The 23,764-nt window shown below is 40.4% G+C and carries 21 protein-coding genes; 8 read left to right on the top strand and 13 right to left on the bottom strand.

Features of this window, described 5'->3' with window-relative positions:
• Nucleotides 1-7: 7 nt before the first annotated feature.
• Nucleotides 8-424, top strand: coding sequence for an HIT family protein (locus tag ACGTJS_RS09580; protein WP_315041389.1), 417 nt, complete (start codon nucleotides 8-10; stop codon nucleotides 422-424).
• A 12-nt stretch (nucleotides 425-436) separates the two neighbouring features.
• On the opposite strand, the gene modA is transcribed toward ACGTJS_RS09580, so the two are convergent.
• From modA to trmB, 4 genes are all read right to left on the bottom strand, one after another.
• A complete protein-coding gene (gene modA, locus ACGTJS_RS09575; protein ID WP_410471891.1) occupies nucleotides 437-1,357 on the bottom strand; it encodes a molybdate ABC transporter substrate-binding protein in 921 nt (306 codons plus the stop codon).
• A gap of 225 nt (nucleotides 1,358-1,582) precedes the next feature.
• Nucleotides 1,583-2,620 carry a tetraacyldisaccharide 4'-kinase gene (lpxK, locus tag ACGTJS_RS09570; protein ID WP_410471890.1) on the bottom strand — a complete coding sequence of 346 codons (1,038 nt, stop codon included), beginning with the start codon at nucleotides 2,618-2,620 and terminating at the stop codon, nucleotides 1,583-1,585.
• Nucleotides 2,621-2,650: 30 nt separating this feature from the next.
• A complete protein-coding gene (putP, locus tag ACGTJS_RS09565) occupies nucleotides 2,651-4,162 on the bottom strand; it encodes a sodium/proline symporter PutP (protein ID WP_410471889.1) in 1,512 nt (503 codons plus the stop codon).
• Between the two features lie 18 nt (nucleotides 4,163-4,180).
• A complete protein-coding gene (gene trmB / locus ACGTJS_RS09560) occupies nucleotides 4,181-4,921 on the bottom strand; it encodes a tRNA (guanosine(46)-N7)-methyltransferase TrmB (protein ID WP_410473254.1) in 741 nt (246 codons plus the stop codon).
• Between the two features lie 191 nt (nucleotides 4,922-5,112).
• Here trmB and ACGTJS_RS09555 point away from each other — a divergent pair, with 191 nt between their 5' ends.
• Nucleotides 5,113-6,060 (top strand): DUF2628 domain-containing protein, encoded by a 948-nt coding sequence (locus tag ACGTJS_RS09555; RefSeq protein ID WP_410471888.1) that lies wholly within the window; start codon nucleotides 5,113-5,115, stop codon nucleotides 6,058-6,060.
• 13 nt (nucleotides 6,061-6,073) lie between these two features.
• Here the strand turns inward: ACGTJS_RS09555 and ACGTJS_RS09550 are convergent, their stop codons facing one another.
• Nucleotides 6,074-6,760, bottom strand: a complete 687-nt coding sequence (locus tag ACGTJS_RS09550) for a YoaK family protein (RefSeq protein WP_410471887.1) — start codon at nucleotides 6,758-6,760, stop codon at nucleotides 6,074-6,076.
• A gap of 135 nt (nucleotides 6,761-6,895) precedes the next feature.
• On the opposite strand from ACGTJS_RS09550, the gene ACGTJS_RS09545 reads away from it, so the two are divergent.
• Nucleotides 6,896-7,711 (top strand): DNA/RNA non-specific endonuclease, encoded by an 816-nt coding sequence (locus ACGTJS_RS09545; protein WP_410471886.1) that lies wholly within the window; start codon nucleotides 6,896-6,898, stop codon nucleotides 7,709-7,711.
• A 34-nt stretch (nucleotides 7,712-7,745) separates the two neighbouring features.
• On the top strand, nucleotides 7,746-8,027 hold the full coding sequence (locus ACGTJS_RS09540; RefSeq protein ID WP_410471885.1) for a hypothetical protein: 282 nt from the start codon (nucleotides 7,746-7,748) through the stop codon (nucleotides 8,025-8,027).
• 88 nt (nucleotides 8,028-8,115) lie between these two features.
• On the opposite strand, the gene ACGTJS_RS09535 is transcribed toward ACGTJS_RS09540, so the two are convergent.
• The gene (locus ACGTJS_RS09535; protein ID WP_410471884.1) at nucleotides 8,116-9,429 is read right to left on the bottom strand and encodes a solute carrier family 23 protein; all 1,314 of its coding nucleotides are present in this window, start codon (nucleotides 9,427-9,429) and stop codon (nucleotides 8,116-8,118) included.
• A 346-nt stretch (nucleotides 9,430-9,775) separates the two neighbouring features.
• Here ACGTJS_RS09535 and ACGTJS_RS09530 point away from each other — a divergent pair, with 346 nt between their 5' ends.
• Complete coding sequence (locus tag ACGTJS_RS09530; RefSeq protein WP_410471883.1) at nucleotides 9,776-10,522, top strand: peptidoglycan DD-metalloendopeptidase family protein; 747 nt, start codon at nucleotides 9,776-9,778, stop codon at nucleotides 10,520-10,522.
• 12 nt (nucleotides 10,523-10,534) lie between these two features.
• Here the strand turns inward: ACGTJS_RS09530 and ACGTJS_RS09525 are convergent, their stop codons facing one another.
• Complete coding sequence (locus ACGTJS_RS09525; RefSeq protein ID WP_410471882.1) at nucleotides 10,535-11,794, bottom strand: lipid-A-disaccharide synthase; 1,260 nt, start codon at nucleotides 11,792-11,794, stop codon at nucleotides 10,535-10,537.
• A 396-nt stretch (nucleotides 11,795-12,190) separates the two neighbouring features.
• Here ACGTJS_RS09525 and ACGTJS_RS09520 point away from each other — a divergent pair, with 396 nt between their 5' ends.
• Nucleotides 12,191-13,288 (top strand): 3-deoxy-7-phosphoheptulonate synthase, encoded by a 1,098-nt coding sequence (locus ACGTJS_RS09520; protein ID WP_410471881.1) that lies wholly within the window; start codon nucleotides 12,191-12,193, stop codon nucleotides 13,286-13,288.
• A gap of 66 nt (nucleotides 13,289-13,354) precedes the next feature.
• Here ACGTJS_RS09520 and rseP read toward each other — a convergent pair whose 3' ends face one another.
• From rseP to clpA, 3 genes are read right to left on the bottom strand one after another with little or no spacing between them, the layout of a single operon-like run.
• Nucleotides 13,355-14,722 (bottom strand): RIP metalloprotease RseP, encoded by a 1,368-nt coding sequence (gene rseP / locus ACGTJS_RS09515; RefSeq protein WP_410471880.1) that lies wholly within the window; start codon nucleotides 14,720-14,722, stop codon nucleotides 13,355-13,357.
• 50 nt (nucleotides 14,723-14,772) lie between these two features.
• Nucleotides 14,773-15,966, bottom strand: a complete 1,194-nt coding sequence (ispC, locus tag ACGTJS_RS09510) for a 1-deoxy-D-xylulose-5-phosphate reductoisomerase (protein WP_410471879.1) — start codon at nucleotides 15,964-15,966, stop codon at nucleotides 14,773-14,775.
• A 22-nt stretch (nucleotides 15,967-15,988) separates the two neighbouring features.
• The gene (clpA, locus tag ACGTJS_RS09505; protein ID WP_410471878.1) at nucleotides 15,989-18,280 is read right to left on the bottom strand and encodes an ATP-dependent Clp protease ATP-binding subunit ClpA; all 2,292 of its coding nucleotides are present in this window, start codon (nucleotides 18,278-18,280) and stop codon (nucleotides 15,989-15,991) included.
• 204 nt (nucleotides 18,281-18,484) lie between these two features.
• Here clpA and ACGTJS_RS09500 point away from each other — a divergent pair, with 204 nt between their 5' ends.
• Both ACGTJS_RS09500 and ACGTJS_RS09495 read left to right on the top strand, forming a co-directional pair.
• Nucleotides 18,485-19,327 (top strand): integrase core domain-containing protein, encoded by an 843-nt coding sequence (locus tag ACGTJS_RS09500; protein WP_410471877.1) that lies wholly within the window; start codon nucleotides 18,485-18,487, stop codon nucleotides 19,325-19,327.
• Nucleotides 19,328-19,507: 180 nt separating this feature from the next.
• A complete protein-coding gene (locus ACGTJS_RS09495) occupies nucleotides 19,508-21,214 on the top strand; it encodes a hypothetical protein (protein ID WP_410471876.1) in 1,707 nt (568 codons plus the stop codon).
• A gap of 80 nt (nucleotides 21,215-21,294) precedes the next feature.
• Here the strand turns inward: ACGTJS_RS09495 and ACGTJS_RS09490 are convergent, their stop codons facing one another.
• From ACGTJS_RS09490 to argC, 3 genes are all read right to left on the bottom strand, one after another.
• Nucleotides 21,295-21,651, bottom strand: a complete 357-nt coding sequence (locus tag ACGTJS_RS09490; RefSeq protein ID WP_410471875.1) for an ATP-dependent Clp protease adaptor ClpS — start codon at nucleotides 21,649-21,651, stop codon at nucleotides 21,295-21,297.
• Between the two features lie 50 nt (nucleotides 21,652-21,701).
• Complete coding sequence (locus ACGTJS_RS09485) at nucleotides 21,702-22,553, bottom strand: hypothetical protein (protein WP_410471874.1); 852 nt, start codon at nucleotides 22,551-22,553, stop codon at nucleotides 21,702-21,704.
• Between the two features lie 133 nt (nucleotides 22,554-22,686).
• Nucleotides 22,687-23,757: an N-acetyl-gamma-glutamyl-phosphate reductase gene (gene argC / locus ACGTJS_RS09480; protein WP_410471873.1), complete on the bottom strand. Its 1,071-nt coding sequence runs from the start codon at nucleotides 23,755-23,757 to the stop codon at nucleotides 22,687-22,689.
• Nucleotides 23,758-23,764: the final 7 nt, after the last annotated feature.

Below are 23,764 nucleotides of genomic sequence, written 5' to 3'. Positions count from 1 at the left end.
AAAAACAATGGCTTACGATAATCAAAATATTTTTGCAAAAATCATTCGTGGCGAAATTCCTTGCCACAAAATTTATGAAGACGACAAAACCTTGTCGTTTATGGACATCATGCCGATGGCGACAGGTCATGCGTTGGTAATTCCAAAATGCGAAGCGGTGGAACTCTCCGATATGCCTGCCGATTATCTGCAAGCGGTTTTTAGCACCGCCCAAAAGGTCATGCAAGCCCAACGCCAAGTACTAAATACCGAAGGCATCGTACAAATGCAACTGAACAACGCACAGGCAGGACAATCGGTGTTTCATTATCATGTGCATTTAATCCCAACTCATGTGCATGAGATTGGCAAACATGAAGACAAAACTGCCAATCATGAAGAGCTTGCTAAACTTGCCGAACAAATCCGTCAAGTGATTGTTTAAATCATCATTAAATCAAGATTTTTCTTTGCACGCAGGTAACAGACTGGTCTGTTGGCAAATCGGTAAAAACCCTGCGTCATTCAGAATTTCTTGGGCTTTGGTGGATTGTAAATAATCCACAAATTTTTGGCTGGCATCGCTTTGTTTTAACACGATGCCATCTTGATAAATGGCAGGATAGCTGTTTTTTGGCAAAACAGCATAAGAATGTTGCTGTGAAGCACTTTTTACGGTCAATTCACGGCTGTCATTTAGCACTTGTCCTAGACTGACAATCGCAAAATCCGCTTGATTAGCATTTACCATTTCCACACTTTGTAAAAAATTGTCAATTACTATCAAATTTTGCTCAATGCGTGGGTATAGATTTTGATTGATAAGCCATTCTTTGGTCGCAATGCCGTAGGACAAATTTTCCATATCGCCCACCACCACCGAAAACGGCTGATTATCCATCAATAGACCATCAAAAGTCGCTGTCGGACTGCTTGTCATGTCATATTTTTTGCTATATACGACCAGCTCGCCTTGCGTATAAGTAAAGGTTTTGCTCGCTTGATTGAGAATCTTGGTGGCAATCTCAAAAGGAACAACTTGATTGTCCGCAAGTACAATATCATATCGCTGTCTGTAGTCTTTGACATCGTTTAAAATCACCCGAGATGGGGCAAAGCTATAGGTGATATCAATATTTGGGTTGTCTTCTTTAAACTCACTGGCGATAATCGGCAAAGCAAATTTGACATTGGGAGCGGCAGCGATGTGCAGATGATATTTTGGTAAATTTTGGGTAAGGTTTTGTGATAATTGTGCAAGCGGTTTTGGGGTAGAAGTGGTGTCTTTATGGGCGTTATCTTTGGGTTTGGTCGCAGGTTGGCACGCTGTCAAAGCGACCATACCGAGCAACAACCAGCCTTTTAGATAAACAGACATAAAAAAACCAAACTTAAATAATGAATTTTGACAACCGCTTTTAAAATAAATTTTACAATAAAAATGCAAAACCACCTTGTAATTATTATTATCGTTTTTAGTTTACAATTTTGATTAGAAAAATTATAAAATTGAATAAATGCAATTACTTAGCATTTTTTGTATATGATAATATGAAGTGAATGGGTTTTATGTAGCAAAATGTAGCAAAATTTTTATGTTTGTTTACAAAGTGGATTTAACATGAATACCAAGCTCACTTAACTGCGTATCCAAAATTTGATAAACACTATCGTTTAACACTGCCACCACGGGCAACACCCAAATTCGTTCGGCAATCTCATGCTGTTGGCACAAAATCCGTAATTTTACTGCATCTTTACTGGTTACAACGATTGGCAAATTTGGCAAATTATCAAAATCGCTTAGGCTAAATTGATGATGGTCGTTTTTTGGCATTTTGATGACATCAAATCCAAGTTCTGCCAAACTTTCAAAAAATCGCTGTGGATAGCCAATGCCTGTCATGGCGATGACTTGCTTGGCAGTTTGCGGGGTTAAAAAAATAAAACTTTGTTTGTTAAAAAACAATGGCTCAATGTGCTGTTGTTGCAGTTGCATGGTCGGTTTATTAACAAACTGCTGTTTGGTTTTTTCATTAACATGATAAATGACGGCAGTATCTTCTTGATTTAACCGAGCAATCGGTTCTCGCAAAAAACCAACTGGCAACAATTGTTTATTACTGAAACCACGCATGGTATCCACGACAATCCAGTTTTTATCACGGTCTAGGGCATGATGTTGTAAGCCATCGTCCGCCAAAATTAACTGAACGTCATGCTGTTGTAACAACAAATCAATCGCCTGTCCACGATTGGGGCAGACCGCCATCGGCACGCCTGTGGTCTGCACAATCAGACAAGGCTCATCGCCCACTTGACTGGGCGTTGATGTGGGCGATACAATGGTGGGCATGATACTGCTATCACCGCCATAACCACGGCTAATCACGCCCACCTTAATGCCTTTTTGTTGTAAATATTGCACCAATGCAATGATAAAAGGCGTTTTGCCACTACCGCCTACCGTAATGTTACCAATCACGATAACAGGCACGCTTGGATAATATTTTGGCTTAAGCCCATGCTCATACAGTTTTTTATTGAGCCAAATCACCAATCGATATAGCCAAGCAATCGGCAAAAATAACCACAGCCAAATCGCTTGTTTTTGCCATGCTTTGATAAAAAACTGTTGCATGCGTGTCCTTTTTTTAAAATTTTCAAACGGTTATTTGGCATTGTTATAGGCTTGATTGGCTTCAATAAAGCGTTTTTCCACGTCATCACTGTTTTTGGTAAACATAGAAACGGCATAAATCGCCAAAATTGCCAAAATAAAGCCCGGAATCATCTCGTACAATTCACTGCCTGTCAAAGGTTTCCAAGCGACAACGGTAATCGCACCGACAATCATACCTGCCAATGCCCCATGTGCGGTCATTTTTTTCCAAAATAAAGACAAAATCAACACAGGACCAAACGCCGCACCAAAACCTGCCCACGCATTTGACACAAGGCTTAACACCTTGCTATCTGGATTATAAGCGATAACAATGGCAATGATAGCAATCAATAACACCATCAAACGACCTATCCACACTAACTCTTTTTGACTGGCATTGGGACGTAAAAAACCTTTGTAAAAATCTTCGGTAATCGCACTTGAGCAGACCAGCAACTGACAGCTTAAGGTACTCATCACCGCCGCCAAAATTGCTGACAATACAATGCCAACAATCCAAGGATTAAACAAAATTTTGGATAAAGCGATAAAAATTCGTTCACTATTGACCGCACCTGATGCATCTTTCATTTGGGCGACTAAGTCTGGGTGCGTGGTAAAATACGCCAAACCAAAATAACCGACCGCCACTGCACCGCCAAGGCACAGCACCATCCACGTCATGCCAATACGGCGAGCATTGCTAAGCGATTTGACGCTTTCTGCCGCCATAAAACGAGCCAAAATATGTGGCTGTCCAAAATAGCCCAAGCCCCACGCCGCCGCCGACAAAATACCGACAAAACTTGTGCCAAACAGCAGACTATCATACTCAATGCCATTGGCTTGGCTTGCGATTGCCAACGCACCGTGAATTTCGTTCATACCGCCTAGATTTAAATACACCATCATAGGGGCAAGTAGTAAGGCAAAAATCATCAAACTTGCCTGAATGGTATCCGTCCAACTCACCGCCAAAAACCCACCGATAAAGGTGTAAATAATGGTCGCTCCAGCCCCAAGCCACAAGGCGGTTACATAATCCATATCCGTAAACAAACTTTCAAACAGCCTTGCACCAGCGACCACGCCTGCCGCACAATAAATAGTAAAGAAAAACAAAATAATCGCTGCGGTGGCGATTTTCATCAGTTTGTTATTACTGCCAAAACGGTGGTAAAAATACTCAGGCAAAGTCAAAGCGTTCTGGTTAAATTCGGTAAACACTCGCAAACGCCCAGCGACCAACAACCAGTTAAAATACGCCCCAATCACCAGCCCAATCGCAATCCAAGACTGACTTAAACCACTCAAATAAATCGCACTCGGTAGCCCCATCAACAGCCAGCCTGACATATCGGACGCACCTGCCGACATTGCCGTAACAAAGCTACCAAGACTTCGCCCACCCAAAATATAATCATCAAAATTGCGTGTGGCAAAATACGCCACAAAACCAATGCCAAGCACCATCATCAAATACAGTGCGAAAGTGATATACACAGGATTACTAAACATAATTTTTCCTTTTAAATCTTATGAAATTTTTTTATACAAAACATCATAAATCGCTCGCCCTTCATCAATCCCTCGTTTTTCAAACTTGGTCATCGGACGAAAATCAGGTCTTGGCAAAAACTGTCCCTTGCCAGCCACATTGTCAAACCCTGCCAAACTATCCATCACTTCCAGCATCCAAAACGCATAATGCTCCCAATCGGTCGCCGAATGAAACAGTCCGCCTGTCGTCAACACTCGCTCCACCACCGCCATACGCTCACCACTGACAAAACGGCGTTTGTAATGACGCTTTTTTTGCCAAGGGTCTGGAAAATACAACTGCACCGTATCAATATGCTGTGCGGGCAACTGGTTCATCAGCTCAATGGCATCGCCACTAATCAATTTTAAATTTGTCAAACCTTGCTCACCTGCCAAAAATGCACAGTTACCCAAGCCAGCTTCATGCACTTCAATGCCGACAAAGTTGCGATTTGGCTCGGCGGTTGCCATTTCTACCAAACTTGTCCCCATGCCAAAACCGATTTCAAGGGTCAAAGGATTGTTCGGATTGTCAAATAAATTTCGCAAATTATCAATTTTGTCAATATTCATATCGCCAATTTCGGATAAATCTTGCACAAAATAACGTGCATAATCGTCCGTCAGCCCCACTTCGGCTTTTTTGCCCATGTGGGTTTTTCGTTTCATAAAGGTATTGATTTTGCGTAAATGTTCTGGCGTGTGTGTCGCCACGTCCGCCACTTCATCTTTCATCACTTTGGTTTTGATTTTGGCATATTCAATATCATCTTTGATAGATTGTTGAACTTGTGTTGATAAATCAAGGTTTTTTTGGTTAAAATTTGGTATATTCATAAAAAAATCTAATCATCTTAAAAAAATTACGCTATTATATGCGATTGCTGTCATAATTAAAATCACTAAAAACGACCAGAAATTCACTCATGTTATTTATAGAAACCACTTCGCCACCGCCTTTTTATCAGCCACAGCTTACCGATGCTGAGCGTTTGATGTACGACAAAGCTTTTATTGGCAAGCGTTCACAGGCGTATTATTTAAAGCGTTTTCAAGATTTTGACAATGCTGGTAGGCTTTCGGCAAAATGGCATTGGGCGGGGTTTTTTATGACATTTTCGTGGCTGTTGTACCGAAAACGCTATTTGGACAGCGTGGTGTATTCGGTCGCTGGCTGGTCATTTATTCATCTCAATATCACGATTATTTTGGTGATTTGTGAATTTTTGATTATTACTTCTTTGCCAACAAATTTACAAATGTTTACTCGTTTTGGTATTGGCATGACAGTTTGGTTATTTTGGGCATTTATGGTCGCTCGTTGGTGCGATGCTTATTATTATCGCACCGCTCGCCGAGAGATTGCCGATGCGATTGAGATGTACCCAAACGATGTGGAACGCCAATTAAATCATCTGCGTTATGAAGGGCAAGTCAGCCCTGTGGGCATGGGGTTGGCGTTTGGCTTTTTTGCCTTTGCATTGATGGTTATTCAAGTGCAGTTTTTGCCGATTTTTGCCAAACAAAAAGCCAACGAAGTATTATTTGAAACCCTAGACATCGTACAAAATGTGCAAAACCGTGTGGAAAGTATTTATCAAGCGACAGGGCAATGCCCAATTAACACACCGTTTAACGCCAATCATCATAATATTCGTTTAACTATTTTGACAACATCGGACAAAATCGCCACCACCAGTCCTTGTATTATCCAAGCCACTGTAGAAAACATTGAATTTCCCAACCGTTGGCTTAACGGTCAAACCTTGATTATGTACCGTATCAGCAGTGAAAAACAAGACGGTCGCTGGGCTTGTATCACATCGGTAAACAAAAAACAAACGCCCAAACAATGTATGATTGCTGAGCGTTGATTTTTAAAATCGTTTAAAGGTTGGGTTGTTCATGATGAAATTTTTCCCATTTTAAAAAAATCCAATGGTATAACATAGCGGACGAAATCACAATCACAATCGGTAAAATCAACGCCAAATAGCCGATTTTGACATACAAAATCGCCCCTGTAACGCCACCACCACAAAAACAATACCAAATCATCGCCTGAAACATGACCATTTTTTTGTCTGTACCACGCCCAGCCAACCAGTTGCCAATTGATGCCCCCATATCAGACGTTAACCCTGTCAAATGAGTGGTGCGAATCCCTGCTCCACGATAAGTCGCCACCATAGAATTTTGCAATCCGCACGCCATGGTCGCAAAAAAATGCCCCAAAAACGAATGTTGGGTAAACAGCATCAAACTGATAATTAACAATACCGCTTCAATGCTCAAAGCTGTGCCATAACGCCGTCCTGCTTTAAGATTGGTACTGCCCACGACATAGCCACTAATGACCGAGCCAAACAAAAATGACAACAACACCGCACACACCATCAACAGCATTTTGATGTCTTTGTGGGCGATGGCTGTGGCAAAAAGAGACACATTACCCGTTACGTGCGATGCCGACAGATGGGTAAACCCCACCAAAGCCGTGCTATTAACACAGCCTGCACTGTATGCCAACACGCCACCGCCCACTTTTATCCATAACGGAAGTTTTTTTAACATGGCAAGACTTACCTACAACAGCGATACCCTAAACGTATAAAAATTTGTAAAAAATTTCGACACATGATATATAATATTGATAAAGTTTTCAATGTAAACCAACAACCAAAACCCACAAAAACAACGAGAAATATCATGCGTATTTTTGCTTTTAGTCTGTTAAGTTTGCCAATTTTTTTGACCGCTTGCACAGGCGGTAGCAGTGGCAACCAAACAACCCCAACCCAATCCACCACAACCCCAAGCCAAACCACGCTAAAAGGCTTTGAACAATGCCAACAACAGTTTTTGCAAAGCACACAGCCGACCCTGCCTGCCAACTTTGTCAAAGACAGCTATCCGCTTTGTTTTGATGGCTTTGCGGTGATGTATTCGGGCATTTCTCGCACGCCGATTTGGGTAACAGAATATTTGACACGTCAACGTTTGACCTATGCTAAACAGTTGCCACGAGAAAATAATTTTCATGCAGAATCACGCTTGCCAACAGCGTTGCGTAGTGAGTTGGCGGACTATAGAAATTCAGGTTACGACCGTGGACACCTTGCCCCAAATGCCGATATGTCAAACAAAAATTCACAGTTTGACAGTTTTAGCCTTGCCAATATCGCCCCACAGCACCCAGACAATAACCAAAAAAATTGGGTAAAAATTGAACAAAAGGTCAGAGAACTCACCAATCAATACGGTCAAGCCTACGTGGTTACAGGGGTTAGTTACCTAAGCCCTAGAATCAACAAAATTAACAATCGTATCCTTGTGCCAAGCCATTTTTATAAGGCGGTGTATTTTCCAAGCCAAAATCAAGCGGTTGCCTTTATCACGCCCAACGATGCCAGTCAACAAACGGATATTTTAAGTTTGCAACAGCTATACGAACGCACTGGCGTGGACAGCTTTCCCACACTTAACTATCAAATTAAATCCAACAAAATGACCATTAAATTTTAACAACTTATTTAAAAAAAATTAATAAGGAACAATCATGAGTAATTTTGCACCCTTTCAAAACGACAGCCAATCTGTCAGTATCAGCACCGATGTTGGTGAAATCACCTTTGAAAATCAAGGCGACCAAGTCAATATGTATGGCAATGCCAGTTTTACCATTGACAAACAAAGCCTTGAATTAGCCAAACAGTTGCAACAACAATTTGCCGAAATGGTGGATTTTTTGCAAAAAAATGGGGCAAGTCAGATTGACCACGCCCAAATTGCCCAAGAACAACAAGCCAACGTTACCGAAGTGGCAAATCCTTTTTTATAAAAGCATGATACCCAACATTTAACAAGCATTTATTGGGTATCGCAAGCCCTACCCAACTTATAAAATAGCTTTATATTTTGGTTTTAGATTATTTAGCACGATTTAACACCAAATTTAACACAATGGCGGTCAAAGTCGCTGTGCCAATACCGCCCAAATTAAACTGTCCAATATGCAAGCTAAAATCTCCTGCCCCCATAATCAGCGTTACCGCACCGATAATCAGATTGCTATTTTGGCTAAAATCAATTTTGTTATCTTGCCAAATTTTGACACCTGCAATGGTGATAAGACCAAACACCACAATAGACGCACCGCCAAGCAAGGCTGACGGAATACTGTGAATAATCGCCCCAAATTTTGGTGATAAACCCAATAATACCGCAACCAAACCTGCCACCACAAAAATGGTGGTAGAATACACTTTTGTTACCGCCATCACGCCAATATTTTCGGCATAAGTGGTAACGCCAGTTCCGCCACAGCCAGCTGACAACATGGTACACGCCCCATCAGCAAAAAACGCTCGCCCCATATAAGGCGACACGCTTTGACCTGTCATTGCTTCCACTGCCTTGATATGCCCCAAATTTTCGGCAACTAAAATAAACGCTACAGGGGCGATTAAAATAATGGCATTCATGTCAAACGTTGGGTGATAAAAATTTGGCAAACCAAACAAAGGTGCATTGGCAATCGGTGCAAAATCAATCGGTGTACCAAATCCCATCACATTGGCTAACACAAAATAAGCAACATACGCCAAAACTAAGCCAATTAACAACAAAAGTCTTCGAACCATGCCCCGAGCAAACACCGCCACACCACTGATACACAGCACCGTCATCAAGGCGACCCAACTGTCAAACTGATTGCCAGATACGCCTTTGATGGTAACAGGGGCAAGATTTAGCCCAATAATCATCACAATCGCCCCTGTAACAATCGGTGGCATCAATTTTTCAATCCATGCCACACCTGTTTTCATCACCAATAAGCCAATCATCGCATAAATCGCACCGCACGCCATGATACCGCCTAAGGCAACCGATAAATTTAAATTTGCCCCAGACCCTGCATAAGCGGTGGCAGTAATGACAGGGGCGATAAAGGCAAAACTTGAGCCTAAATAACTCGGCACTCGTCCACCTGTCAAAAAGAAAAACAAAATCGTGCTAATGCCTGCCATTAAAATTGCCAAATTGGCATCAAATCCCATTAATAAAGGTGCTAAAACTGTTGCCCCAAACATGGCAAAAGCGTGTTGCAAGCCCAATAATATACTTTTGTCAATTGGCAAATATTCATGAATACCAACAGGATGATGGTCAAGATGTCCATCGTATTTTTGCCATTTTGGAAACCAGCCTGTGTCTGCGTTGTTGTGCGTTGTGTCGTTCATAGTTATCCCAATAAAAGATTGCCCCAGTGATAAAAAAATTGAGTTATTATAATAGAAATGTTGTGAATTTGTAATGTTTTTATATCGCTTTGATGAGATTTTTTTGAGCAAACAAAAAACTAAAATTTTGTTAAAATTTATAAAAAACGCTTCACAATGAATGTGTTATTTGCATAAAATTTAGCAAAATTTCTTATTGTAATGTTACACTTTGTTGTATTTTCACAAAAATCACGCTTTATCTGTTTTATTTTGCGTTTTATCCATGACTTTTTGTTGTGATTGTGGTTAAATTACCGCCAATCTTTAAAAACTGACCTTTTAACTGATATCTTTGGGAATGTTTATGTCTATTTTGTCAAAATCTTTTACTTTAACCACTGGTATTGTTACCGCAAGTTTGCTTTTAGTTGCTTGTTCATCAAAACCTGCAACAGTCAAAACATCAAGCACCAATTACCGCAATATCCCCATGTATCACACGGTTCAACGTGGTGATACAGTCAGCAAAATCGCCAACCGTTATGGTTTAAATTATCGTCAAATCGGTATGTTAAACCGCTTGGACAGCAATTATACCATTCACCCCGGGCAACGCTTGCAATTGACTGCCACACAACAAAGACAACAAGTACAAACTCGTGCGACCTCTCGCCCTGTTACGGTTGCTACCCCATCAACTGCCACTCACACACAAAACTTTAACACCGTGCCAAGCTATACCAGTAGTACAAAATGGTTGCCACCTGTTAATGGTCGTTTGATTCGTGGTTATGATGAAACGGCTGGCACTCGTGGCGTATGGTATGCAGCTCCACGTGGTTCAGCCGTTTCTGCCAGCCAAGCAGGCACTGTAATCTATGTGGGCAATGGTTTGCCAGAGTATGGCAATTTGGTGATGATTCAGCACAACAATGACTACATCACCGCTTACGCCCATTTGGCAAACTTTGCCGTCAAAGAAAAACAAATCGTACAAGCAGGGCAAACTATCGGCACAGTCGCCCATGTCAATGCGGTTAATCAGCCTGCCGTTGAATTTCAAATCCGCTATCGTGGCTCGCCGATTAACCCTATTAATATGTTAAAATAATCAAAATTGCATTTAAAATCCAAACCACGCATTTATCACAGCGACCGCAGGGTTAACATTGCTCTGCTGTCGCAACGTTTGTGTGGTTTGGCTTAACTCGTGTAACTGTTGTTGATATTTTTGCGGGGTCAAATTTTGTTGTACCGTTCGGCAAATATTATCCGCTGTCGCTTCATCTTGGATTAATTCTGGCACGATTTGCTTGTTTGCCAAAATATTGGGCAATGCCACATAATCAATTTTTACCAAACGTTTGGCAAGCCAATATGTCAACGGTTTCATGGTATAAGTTACCACCATCGGACGGTTTAACAACATCGCTTCAAGGGTCGCTGTGCCTGATGCCAACAAAATCAAATCTGATATTGCCATAATTTGCTGACTAAAGTTGGCAATATTTTCATCACAACAGACGACCACACGTTCTTGTAACTGATTTGGTTCATTTTGCAAATATTGTTCAACCATGGTTTTAAAATTTTGATTAATCGTTGGAATAATAAAACAAAGTTGATTATCCATCAGCAATAATTTGTGCATACTTTCTAACATATTGGGTAAAATACTGGCAATTTCACTCCGCCTAGAACCCGGCATAACGGCGATTAAATGGCTCATGTCGTCTTTTTTGCCTTTGCCAAAGGACGCAAAAAATTGGTGCAAATATGGATTTTCCCAAATCAAATTCAACCGCAAATCTAACACATCGGTATGCAATAATTTTTTGTCAATGGTTTTTAACAATGGGTGTCCGACACACACCGCAGGATGATGATGTTTTTGGTAAACGTCCAACTCAAACGGAAACAGACACAGCACCAAATCAGTAGACTGTTTGATATTGTGAATCCGCCCTTCTCGCCACGCCCAAATAGATGGACTGACGTATTGCACACAAAAAACGCCTGTGGGTTTGAGTTTTTTTCCCAGTCTTAAATTAAAATCAGGTGCGTCAATGCCAACAAAAATGTCAATTTTTTTATCAAAAAAAGTTTGTAAAATCTCATCTCTGGCGGCGAACAAATCCGACAAATGCGAAATCACTTCCACCAAGCCCATCACCGACAGCCTTGACATATCAATGATAGACTTTAGCCCCAACGCCTGCATTTTGCTACCGCCCACGCCGACCCATGTGATATCATCTCGCAAATTGTTCATTTGATGCATAAAATCCGCACCCAAGGCATCGCCAGAAATTTCGCCTGCAACAATACCGATGGTGAGTGGTTTCAGTTGGGTTTTTACCAAATTGATGGTTTGTGTTGTCATATTTTTTACCAATTTTTGTTAGAACCTGTTCACAATTAATTTTTCTAACTAAAAATGAGATAAATCGCAGGTTTTTCAAGGAAAAAACACAGGCTGATAGTCATTCTATTAGGCAAGTTTTTGACGAAGAAAAACAAGATTTAGCCATTTATTTTTAGCAGAAAAAGCATAGGTTTGTGTATAAAATTTCACAAAAATTGATTTGCGAATTAATTGTGAACAGGTTCTAGTACTTTTATGATTTATACTTTCATGCTAAAATATTAACATAAGGTTATGCTAAATTAAACTAAAAGTAAGCAACAATTTACAATCAATTAATGACAAAAACACATTTTTAGTTTATAGTGAGTGTTCTTTTTTAACTTTTATTGTCAATGATAAAATGTGAACGCTATGACTACTTTTTCCCAAACTGATACCGCAGATATTGATAACGTGAACCTTGACGCAATTTTGCCACTGGCAACCCCAGCCGAGCTAAAAACTGAGCTACCTTTGACGGATAAAGCCTACCAAACGGTGTTAAAAGGACGTGAAACCATCAAAAATATTTTAGATGGCAAAGACAAACGCTTGCTGATGGTGATTGGACCTTGCTCAATCCATGATATCAAAGCCGCCCACGAATATGCCGATAAACTTGCCGTACTTGCCAAAGAGATTGAAGACAGTATTTATATTGTCATGCGTGTGTACTTTGAAAAACCACGTACTACCGTTGGTTGGAAAGGGCTTATCAACGACCCAGACATGAACGACAGCTTTGATATTAACAAAGGCTTAAAAATCGCTCGTCAATTGTTAATTGATTTAAACGAAAAAGGCTTGCCTTGTGCAACCGAAGCACTTGACCCAAACACCCCACAATATATCCAAGACTTAATTAGTTGGTCTGCCATCGGTGCAAGAACCACCGAAAGCCAAACCCACCGTGAAATGTCATCAGGCTTGTCATGCCCTGTTGGTTTTAAAAACGGCACAGACGGCGGTATGACGGTTGCGGTCAACGCCATGCAAGCGGTCAAATCTGGACACAGCTTTTTGGGCTTGTCGGCTGATGGCAAAGTGTCAATCATCAAATCCAAAGGCAACCCTTATTCGCACGTGGTATTGCGTGGCGGAAATGGCAAACCAAACTATGATGCAGCCGCTGTGGCTCAAGCTGAAAACGAGCTTGCCAAAGGCAAAGTCACAGGCAAAATCATGGTGGATTCTAGCCATGCCAATTCAAACAAAGACCCCTATTTGCAACCGATGGTGATTCACAATATCGGTGAACAAATCGTCAATGGCAACCGCTCAATCATTGGTATGATGGTAGAAAGTCATCTTAAAGGCGGTCGCCAAGATTTGACCGCAGATTTATCAAAACTTGAATATGGCAAATCTATCACTGATGGTTGCCTAGACTGGGAAAGCACCGTTGTGTCATTGCACCAACTGCGTGATATGATAAAAGATATCTTACCAAACCGTCAATTAAATGATTGATTGTATGACATAAAAAAACGGCTAAATCTAGCCGTTTTTTTGGTTTTATAAAATTGTATTAAAAAATCAAAACAGCCGACTGATATCATTGCCAATCGCCAACAGCATAAATGCCCCCATAATCAGCATACCAATGTTTAAACCAACAAGTTGCACCTGCTCTGGTAAGGGTTTGCCACGAATCAGCTCAATGGCATAATACACCAAATGCCCACCATCAAGCACAGGAATGGGTAACAAATTTAGCACCGCAAGGCTTAAACTAATCATCGCCATAAAGTTTAGAACCGCTTCCCAACCGATACTAAAGCTGTGATTGGCAACTTTGGCAATGGTAATCGGTCCTGAAATGTTGTCAATACCAATCAAGCCTGTTAGCATTTTTCCCATAGATTTTAGGGTCATGGCACTCAAATCATACGTGCGATACACCGCTTGCCCTAATGCTGGAATAGGCTCATACACCACCGTTTTTTGGTATTCTTGGGGAATTTTGATTTCGCTTTTTTGCACTCCTGCCCCAATTTGTCCTTGTTTATAGCCCATCGTGTCTTTGATAAGTTGCGGAATAATTTGTAATTCAACCGTTTTACCATCTCGCAATACTTTGACATTGAGCATATTTTCAGGATTTTCACGAATGATTTTGGTAAAACTTATCCAATCACTTATCGCCCTGTCATTGACCGACAAAATTTTATCCTCTGTTTTTAAGCCTTGTCGCATGGCAGGGCTATTTGGGCTGATATCACCTACAATCGGCACAATGGTCGGTTGCCACGGCAATACACCGAGACTTTCTAGGCTGTCCACAGGTTTGCCATTTTTTTCTTGCATAAATTGATTGACGGATAAGGCATGGTTAAATGTGCCATTGGCGTTTTGCACGGTAACATCAATTTTGCCTGTCTCGCCCATTCTATCGGCTAAGGCGTAGTTGATGGTTTGCCAACTGCTGACCGCTTTGTTATCAATGGCAGTGATTTCATCGCCAATTTGCAAAGTTGTTTCACTTGCTGGCGTATTTGGCAAAATTGAGCCGATTTTTGTGGACAATTGTATGCTTGGGGTCATGAGTAACAACCAAAACAGTCCAATAGCAATGATTAAATTCATCACAGGACCTGCCGCCACAATGGCAATTTTTTTGAGTGGGTGTTGATTGTTAAAGGCAAGGTGGCGTTCGTTTTCGGCGACTTTGCCTTCTCGCTCGTCCAACATTTTGACATAACCACCGAGTGGAATGGCGGAAATAGCGTAATTAATTTCAGTTTTTTTACTTGTCCAACTGACAATTTTTGGACCAAAACCGATGGAATAAGTCAAAACTTTGACACCGCATAACCGAGCCACGATATAATGCCCCCATTCGTGCAAGGCGACCAAAGGCCCTAGCACAATGATAGCTGACAATACAATTAAGATAAAACTCATACATCACCTTTTAGGCTTAACTCTCAAAATTCACACGTTTATAAATGTCATCATGGTAATAACCGACTTGCCAACTGCCGAGCTTGATTATCAACTGCTAAAATGTCTTCTAATGAAGCAATTTTTTGGCTTTGAATTTGATTTAACACTTGTTCATTCATATCCGCAATATCCGTTAAACGAATTTTTTCGTCTAAAAACGCTTGCACCGCCACTTCATTACTCGCATTTAACGCAATACACGCATAACTGCCCGCTTGCATGGCTTGATACGCCAATGCTAAACATTTAAATTTTGTCAAATCAGGTTTTAAAAAAGTCAAATTGCTTAGGCTAAATAAATCCAACCGTTCAACGCCACTATTTATCCGTTCAGGATACGCCAACGCATGAGCAATCGGTGTTCGCATATCAGGCGAACCTAGCTGTGCCAAAAACGAACCGTCCACATATTCCACCATAGAATGAACAATACTTTGTGGGTGCATAACAACATCAATGTCCACCACAGGCATATTGAATAAATAACTGGCTTCAATCAGCTCTAGCCCTTTGTTCATCATAGTAGAAGAGTCCACCGAGATTTTTTGTCCCATTGACCAATTTGGGTGCTTGACCGCTTGGGCGACACTGGCATTTTGCATTTGTTCAAAAGTTTTATCCAAAAACGAACCGCCAGATGCCGTCAGCCACAACTTTTTGATGCCGTGCTTTTTATCATGAATCGCAGTGGGATTTTGTTGGATATCGGTCGGCAAACATTGAAAAATCGCATTGTGTTCGCTGTCTAACGGCAACAAAGTCGCACCAGATTTGGCAACTTCATTTATCATCAACTCTCCTGCCATCACCAAGGCTTCTTTATTGGCAAGTAGTACGGTTTTGCCCGCTTTGACCGCTGATAAGGTTGAAGATAGCCCTGGCGAGCCAACAATGGAAGCCACGAGCATATCCACATCATCATGACTGGCTAAGGTGTCTAGTCCATCTTTTCCGCTTAAAATTTGGCAATGTAAGCCAAGCTGTTGTAATTGCTGATGAAAAAAATCCACTTTGTCATCAGGCACGCAGACAAATTTTGGCAAAAACGTTTGGCAAAGGCTTAATAATTTATCCAAACGAGAAAAACCAGACAACCCCACGACTTCATAACGGTCTAAATTTTGGGCGATAACGGATAAAGTGCTATCGCCAATTGAGCCTGTCGCCCCTAAAATAGCAATGCGTTTTTTTGGTTGAGTCATGGTTTTTCTCTTTTTTATAATGTTAAATGGTTTCGGTTTGTGGATTGGTTTTTTTGCGATTTTTTTTGGTAACATTTAGCTGAATGCTGTTGTTTTCCATCGTCACCGCCACCGTTCCGCCATTCTCCAAGTCACCAAACAAAATCATCTCCGCCAATGGTTTTTTGACCTCGTCTTGAATCAGTCGGTTCATCGGTCTTGCCCCCATCAGTCTATCATAGCCTTTGTTGGCAAGGTATTCTCGCACCTCATCATTGATTTCCAAAATGACTTGTTTATCATCAAGCTGGGCTTGCAATTCTGTTAAGAATTTATCCACAACAGAAACGATAACTTCTTGATTTAACGGATTAAAATGAATGATTGCATCAAGGCGATTGCGAAACTCTGGGGTAAACACCCACTTCATTGCTTCGCCATTATCACGGCTGTGGTCTTGTGTGGTAAAACCCATACTGTTACGGCTAATGCTGTCCGCTCCGACATTGGTGGTCATAATCAAAATCACCTGTTTAAAACTTGCCGTTCTGCCGTTATTATCAGTCAAAGACGCATGATCCATGACTTGTAATAACAAATTAAACACATCGGGGTGGGCTTTTTCAATTTCATCAAGTAATAAGACACAATGCGGAAATTGATTGATTTTTTCGGTCAAAAGTCCGCCTTGGTCAAAGCCAACATAACCCGGTGGTGCCCCAATTAAGCGTGATGCGGTGTGGGCTTCCATATATTCTGACATATCAAAACGAATCAGTTCAATGCCCAACAAATTAGCAAGCTGACGGCTCACTTCGGTCTTACCAACGCCTGTCGGTCCTGCAAACATAAATGAACCAATCGGCTTGTCATCAGGCTTTAACCCTGCTCGAGACAGTTTGATGGAATCGGCTAAAGTTTTAATCGCTTCGTCTTGTCCAAACACAAGATGTTTTAGATTAATTTCAAGGTTTTTTAAGTTTTCTTTGTCATCATGACTGACAGATTTTTGTGGAATACGGGCAACTTTTGCCACGATTTGTTCAATATTTACCACATCAATCACAGGATTTTGTTGATTTTCGTCATCTGCTGTTTGTTGTAAACGGGTAAATGCCCCAGCTTCATCAATCACATCAATGGCTTTATCAGGCAAAAAACGCTCGTGAATGTGCTTGACTGACAGATTCACCGCACTTTGCAACGCCTCATCAGTATAACTGACATGATGAAAGTCCTCGTAATGCGATTTTAAACCACGCAAAATATTGATGGTGTCGTCAATGCTCGGTTCATTGACATCAATTTTTTGAAAACGGCGTGTCAAGGCATGGTCTTTTTCAAAGACTTGACGGTACTCAACAAATGTCGTTGAACCAATACAACGCAATTCACCGCTTGCCAATGCAGGTTTTAACAAGTTTGACACGTCCATCGTGCTGTTCATGGACGAGCCAGCCCCAATAATCATGTGAATTTCATCAATAAATAAAATAGCGTTCGGTTTTTGTTTTAATTCATCAAGCAACTCTTTGATACGTTTTTCAAAGTCGCCACGAAACTTCGTCCCAGCGATTAACGAACCAATGTCAAGGCTATACACTTCACAGCCGTGGAGCGGTTTTGGGGCTTTTTCATGGACAATCAGCCAAGCCAAACCTTCGGCAATCGACGTTTTGCCGACACCAGGGTCGCCCACCAATAACGGATTGTTTTTGCGTCTGCGACACAAAATCTGTGCAGTACGTTCAATTTCTAATTGTCTGCCAATCAAAGGGTCGGTGTTGCCTTGTCTGGCTTTTTCATTGAGATTGACCGTATAGCTATCCAGTGCCGTTTTACGCATTCTTGTGCGAGCGTTGCGACCTCGTGGTTCGTCGTCTTCGTCATCTTCTGGCGTGGTGGGCTTGTTGGCGTGGGATAAATATTGGGTCAATTCTAAACGGGTAATGCCTTGTTTTTTCAGCAAATATACCGCATAAGCGTCCGATTCAGAAAACATAGAAACCAGCAAATCCGAACCTTCTACCATTCTGCCTTGACCACTGGCTTGAACATGAAAAATCGCCCGTTGCAACGTTCTATCAAAGCCACGAGTTTGTTTGGGTGGGGTGTTGGGATTATTAACGGTGGGGGTGTTTTCGTTGATATATTGGGTCAAATCTTTTTGCATTTTATCAAGGTCGGCTTTGCAAGCGACCAACGTCTCAATGACTGAATCATTGTCTTCAATCAAAGTCAATAATAAATGCTCTAAGGTAATATATTCGTGAAATTGTTTGGTGGCGGTGGTAACGACTTTTTGCAAGGTTTTTTGTAGTTGCAGACTTATCATGCGAATTGTTCCTTTTTATTGTATTTCGTCTTATTTTAAATAAGGTTCAATATAACAAAATCAAGTCAGCCAAAAAAGTAAGAACCTGTATTCACAACATTATGCAGTAAAATTTTACAGATTTTTAACAAAAATTATTGTTTTTTTTGATAATGTGTAAGATATCCTAGCGTTATTTACAGTATTTAGGATAAAATACTGCAAATGAACATACATAAAAACACCAGACTGCTACCGTTTGAAAGAGAAGCTATTTGGATAGCCTATCATCAAAACAAACAAAGCGTAACATCACTTGCTGAAGAATACAAAGTATCAAGACCAACAATCTACAAGGTATTGAAACTTGCTAGAGTGAAGTTACTAAAACCACAAACCAGTGTCAATAATCGCTTTAAACAAGCGAAATTTGGCATTAAACGCTTAGCTAAAGTTGAAAAGAGTATACAAGACAAACTCAAAAAACAAGCCAAGCGTTATAATAAATCCTATCCTGGTGAGATGGTACACGTAGATACAAAACGCCTACCACTGCTCAAAGGACAAAATAGCAACAGCCCTAGAGAATATCTGTTTGTTGCCATTGATGATTATTCTCGTGAACTGTATGCTTGTATTATGCCAGACAAAACAGCTTTTAGTGCGGCTAAGTTTCTGACAGAACAAGTTATTAAACCTTGCCCTTATACGATTGAGGTGATTTATTCTGACAATGGCACAGAATATAAAGGCACAAAAGACCATGAATTTGTCAAAGCCTGTTATGATAACAACATCAATCAGAAATTCACCAAAGTTGCCAAACCACAAACCAATGGTAAAGCAGAACGAGTAATACGTACGCTCATGGAAATGTGGCATGAACAATGTGAATTTACAGGTAGTGAACATAGAAAGCAAGAATTAACAAGATTTCTTAATTTCTATAATACCGTTAAACCCCATTCATCTTTAACTAAAAAAGATGATATTACTGGCAAAACTCAAACCTTTACTCCTTATGAGTGGTTGGAGTTTTATTTTAAACAAAGTGTAAATAACGCTTGAGGTTCTTACAGATAATGATATAAAATAAACGCAACAAAATTTTATATTTTGTTAAGTTATGTGGTATGAATTAACATTTTTGTTACTTTTATTTACATAACTTTGTGGGTAATGGTTTCGCCTAGCCCATATGACAAGTCATTTTTACGTAAATCCTAACACTTTAAGATGGAGTTTATCATGGATAAAAATCACGTTATCAAGCTATCTGCTTTAGCAGTGGCGACAACTTTGGCTTTAACTGCGTGTGGCGGTGATTCTAGCAGTAACAAAGCAGGTAATAAAACACCCAAAACAGCGACAGGTACATTTTTGGATAGTGCGGTTGAAGGATTGGAAGTTATCCAAAATGGCAAATCTATCGGAAAAACCGATGCCAAAGGTCAGTTTACTTATACGGTAGGTGCTGGTGCAGTGAGCTTTAAGCTAGGCGAATTGACACTTGGTTCTACTATGCCAAAATCGGTCATTACGCCTGCGGATTTGACGACTGATCGCAATCAAACTATCCGTACATTGCAACTTTTGCAAAGTATCGATAAAGATAACAAGTTAGACAATGGTATTCAGATTGATGAAACCCTTGCTAAGCGTTTTGTATCAACTGACTTTAAGCCTTTATTACAAGAAACGAATGATACGCTTTTTGAAACAGCTTTAAAACCAAAATTAAATACCAATCAATTTGTTGTAAATGAAAAAAAAGCAATTGACCATTTTGCTCAAACTGCTCAATCACAAACTGTTAGCAACGCCCCAGAGTTGTCAAAATTGGCAGATAATTTTGTTGGTTATTGGCAACAAAGCTGTGATGAAGGCAGTCAAGAAGTATTCCAATTAGCCAAAGGCAAATCACCAAATACATTAGTCTTGGTTGGTAAGGCTCTGACTAGAAAATACCAAAATACGGATTGTACAGGCAGTTATACAGATGGTTATGATGACAGTAGCCAAGACCAAGAGCTATCAACCCCACAAGTCATCGCCCAAACAACCAATGCTAAAAACCAACAAGTTATCCATTTTTTAGACGTTGAAACTAATGACAAAGGCGAAAAAGAAAACGTTTATGGTAGCGTGACTTGGGTAAATAACAATACGTTTACAACAGAAGGTTTGACTTATACTCGTGTTTCAAAATTGGCGTTTAACAATGTTGTCGTACCACCAACGAATAACCAAGAAGTTGAAAAAGCTGTGAATAGCATGGTTGGTTATTGGCAAGGTGCTTGTATGGCTAATGATGACCCAAGCGATACTCGTGGCAAATCAAGACAATGGTTTGCGCAATTTGAAAAAACGAGCAATAATACAATCACGACAACAAAGTTGGTACATGTCTTATTTAGCAATGCTGACTGTAGAGGTACTACTTATGTCTTGTCAGATATTAGTGGTGAAACACACACCTTATCAGACCCTAAATCTAGCAATGGCACTTGGAATTTTGCTGCAACCAATAGTGATGGTGATAGACTGACTATAATTAATCCAAATACGTTTACCGTTGGTAATGAAACTTCATATCGTTCTACCGCTGATGTTGTAAATGGTTGGGCGAATAAGGCTAATGTCGTAAAAGATAACAACAAAACCGTACCTGTTGTTACAGATTTAAAATTCACCCCTGCATCTAATGGTAAACCTGCCTATCTAACCGCAAAATTTAACACAGATATGCTAGATGACTATTATACTACTGGTAGTTATGAACCTACTAATTCATACTGGCTAGATAGACGAACTTTTGTTGTTGAATTTGAAAGCTATACACCAAATGGTACAATTACCTTGCGAGGTATGTCCACAGATGGTACATATAAGGGTTTCCAAAACTCTGGTGGTATCGTTTTACCAACACCAAAAACATTTACTTTCCCACAATAATTGAATTTTCAATCAAACAAAAAACCCAAACATTAATTTGTTTGGTTTTTTTTATCTACATTAATTAAGTAATTCCTCACCTACACTGGCTCGGCTTTGGTTAATAAAGGGAAACCTGCATTTCTCGCCTCTTGATTAACCGCATCAGATTTTGTTTCGGCAATATCCTTTGAAAACACGCCAGCCACGCCATAGCCCTCGTGATGCACATTTAACATCACATCTATCGCTTTTTCCAAAGGCAATTGAAAGTGATTTTGCAACACCATCACCACAAAATCCATCGGCGTATAATCATCATTGTACAAAATCACCGCATAGCGTCTGGGAATTTCTAACGCTTCTTCGGTTTCTGGGTCGGCTAATAGCGTATCCTCGCCAAACTCGTTTTCATCTTCCATTGACATAACAATCGTGGATAAAATCAAATCATTCATAACTTATCATAAATATACTGTTAAACAATATTTAAAAAATTAACATCAAATTATCGTTGGGCGTTTTCGTCTTGTTTTTTCTTCGCTTCTTCTTCAATCACCGAAATCGGACGTTTATCGGACTCTGGCGATTCTTCTAGCGAATACGGCATATCGGCGACAGGTTTGCCAAATTGCCAATCATAAATCTCTTCAGCAGTTTGTCCACCTGCGGATAATTCTAGCTTCACCTGTTTTGGCGTAAAGTTGTTAGGCATCACAAAACGCCCACGAATCCGTGCCACACCATTGATATCATACTGTCGTGGTTGAATTGGTACTTCTACCATATTAACATCATCAAGCAGAGTTAACTTTGGTGTCAAATTTTTTGCACTATTACTCGTATCCACCATGCCAATATCAAAGCGATATTCATAGGCATTTTCGGGCAAAGGGACGATTTTTGATGCAATGACTTGTAACGGCATACCACCTTTTTTGGCAAGCGACTCCGTCAAAAAGTCATTGCCTTGCTCTAATTGCAAATTAGTTACTCTTAAATTCGCCATTTCATCACGCAAATCCTCTAAATTAGCAAGGCTAATATCTCGCTCTTGTTGAGCCGTTTGCACTTGATTTTGCAAGGTATCTACTTTTAGCTTTAACGCCTTGACATTGCGAGCCGAAATCTCTTCACCATCTGCCGCTTGCTTGATTTGTGCCGTTGCATGACTTAACCCTCGGCTATAGCCAATTTTTAAACCAAAAATCAGTCCGATTATCGCCACAATCAGCACGCTCACGCCAAAAGCAGTCAACACACCTGCTGTATGTTGGCTCAAATATTGAGATTTGGACGGCTTAGCAATTTTGTCAATGTTATTATTATCGTTAGGGTTGTTATCGTTAGGGGAAACCATAAAGTTACTCAAAGCCAATATGAAAATTAACTGTGCATTATAACCAATAATACCGACGAAAACAGCTTTATTTATCATTTTAATTGGTTGATTTATCTTTTTTTAAAGCAATTTTGCAAAATTTTGGCAAAAATTAGGGCGAAACAGGCACGACATTTAATCCCAACGTTTCATCAAGCCCAAACATAATGTTCATATTTTGTACCGCCTGACCTGATGCCCCCTTAACAAGGTTGTCTTGCACCACCAAAATCGTGGCGATTGGACTATTGTCAAACGTTTGCACCGCAATGCGTAAGCGATTGCTACCACGCACACTGCGAGTGTCTGGGTACACGCCTTTTGGCAACACGTCAATAAAGGCTTCATTGGCATAAAAATCATCATAGATTTTTTGCAAATCTTTGGCTTGCCCTGCGTCCGTCAAACGCAAATGAATGGTGCTAAACATACCACGAATCATCGGCACAAGGTGCGGAACAAAGCGGATTTCGTGATTTTGCACGTTTTTTCCTTGCAAAATTTCGCTAACGCCCTGCTCAATTTCTGGTAAATGTCTATGCCCTGCCACGCCATATGCTGAAAAATTTTCTGAAGTTTCACTAAAAATTAAATTTAGTTTACCTTGACGACCTGCCCCAGAAATCCCCGATTTGGCATCAATGATGATATAAGGGTCAATCAAGGCTTGATTGGCTTGGTTTTGGGCGTGAATAATCGGTGCAAGTCCCAAAATTGCCGTGGTTGGATAACAGCCTGGGTTGCCGATAATATCGGCTTTGGCAATTTTTTCTCGGTTAATTTCGGCTAAACCATAAACCGAAGTTTTTAACAAATCCGAACAAGTGTGTTCTAATTGATACCATTTTTCAAAATCAGTTAAACTTTGCAAACGAAAATCGGCTGCTAAATCAATCACTTTGGTGTTATTTTCAGTCAAAAATTTGGCGTGTTTCATGGCAACGCCATGCGGTGTGGCAAAAAATACGACATCGCATTTTGCCAAGTTGTTTTCGTCCAAATCGGTAAAGGCTAAATCCCTTACCACGCCACGCAAACTTGGAAAAAATTCCTCCACTCGTTTGCCTGCTTCGGTGCGTGATGTTAGGTATTCAATTTGGGCGTTTGGGTGTTGGCTTAGTAGGCGGATTAACTCAACGCCTGTGTAGCCTGTTCCGCCTACAATTGCAACTTTAATTTTCATGTTTTTT

Source organism: Faucicola mancuniensis (assembly GCF_046523945.1).
Taxonomy (GTDB): domain Bacteria; phylum Pseudomonadota; class Gammaproteobacteria; order Pseudomonadales; family Moraxellaceae; genus Faucicola; species Faucicola mancuniensis.
Note: the sequence above shows the minus strand (reverse complement) of the source record. Positions and strands in the feature narration are given on the sequence as shown.

Coding starts and splice junctions, on each gene's coding strand:
- ACGTJS_RS09580 (WP_315041389.1), top strand. CDS start 8: ATGGCTTACGATAATCAAAATATTTTTGCAAAAATCATTCGTGGCGAA.
- modA (WP_410471891.1), bottom strand. CDS start 1,357: ATGTCTGTTTATCTAAAAGGCTGGTTGTTGCTCGGTATGGTCGCTTTG.
- lpxK (WP_410471890.1), bottom strand. CDS start 2,620: ATGCAACAGTTTTTTATCAAAGCATGGCAAAAACAAGCGATTTGGCTG.
- putP (WP_410471889.1), bottom strand. CDS start 4,162: ATGTTTAGTAATCCTGTGTATATCACTTTCGCACTGTATTTGATGATG.
- trmB (WP_410473254.1), bottom strand. CDS start 4,921: ATGAAAGATGAAGTGGCGGACGTGGCGACACACACGCCAGAACATTTA.
- ACGTJS_RS09555 (WP_410471888.1), top strand. CDS start 5,113: ATGTTATTTATAGAAACCACTTCGCCACCGCCTTTTTATCAGCCACAG.
- ACGTJS_RS09550 (WP_410471887.1), bottom strand. CDS start 6,760: ATGTTAAAAAAACTTCCGTTATGGATAAAAGTGGGCGGTGGCGTGTTG.
- ACGTJS_RS09545 (WP_410471886.1), top strand. CDS start 6,896: ATGCGTATTTTTGCTTTTAGTCTGTTAAGTTTGCCAATTTTTTTGACC.
- ACGTJS_RS09540 (WP_410471885.1), top strand. CDS start 7,746: ATGAGTAATTTTGCACCCTTTCAAAACGACAGCCAATCTGTCAGTATC.
- ACGTJS_RS09535 (WP_410471884.1), bottom strand. CDS start 9,429: ATGAACGACACAACGCACAACAACGCAGACACAGGCTGGTTTCCAAAA.
- ACGTJS_RS09530 (WP_410471883.1), top strand. CDS start 9,776: ATGTCTATTTTGTCAAAATCTTTTACTTTAACCACTGGTATTGTTACC.
- ACGTJS_RS09525 (WP_410471882.1), bottom strand. CDS start 11,794: ATGACAACACAAACCATCAATTTGGTAAAAACCCAACTGAAACCACTC.
- ACGTJS_RS09520 (WP_410471881.1), top strand. CDS start 12,191: ATGACTACTTTTTCCCAAACTGATACCGCAGATATTGATAACGTGAAC.
- rseP (WP_410471880.1), bottom strand. CDS start 14,722: ATGAGTTTTATCTTAATTGTATTGTCAGCTATCATTGTGCTAGGGCCT.
- ispC (WP_410471879.1), bottom strand. CDS start 15,966: ATGACTCAACCAAAAAAACGCATTGCTATTTTAGGGGCGACAGGCTCA.
- clpA (WP_410471878.1), bottom strand. CDS start 18,280: ATGATAAGTCTGCAACTACAAAAAACCTTGCAAAAAGTCGTTACCACC.
- ACGTJS_RS09500 (WP_410471877.1), top strand. CDS start 18,485: ATGAACATACATAAAAACACCAGACTGCTACCGTTTGAAAGAGAAGCT.
- ACGTJS_RS09495 (WP_410471876.1), top strand. CDS start 19,508: ATGGATAAAAATCACGTTATCAAGCTATCTGCTTTAGCAGTGGCGACA.
- ACGTJS_RS09490 (WP_410471875.1), bottom strand. CDS start 21,651: ATGAATGATTTGATTTTATCCACGATTGTTATGTCAATGGAAGATGAA.
- ACGTJS_RS09485 (WP_410471874.1), bottom strand. CDS start 22,553: ATGGTTTCCCCTAACGATAACAACCCTAACGATAATAATAACATTGAC.
- argC (WP_410471873.1), bottom strand. CDS start 23,757: ATGAAAATTAAAGTTGCAATTGTAGGCGGAACAGGCTACACAGGCGTT.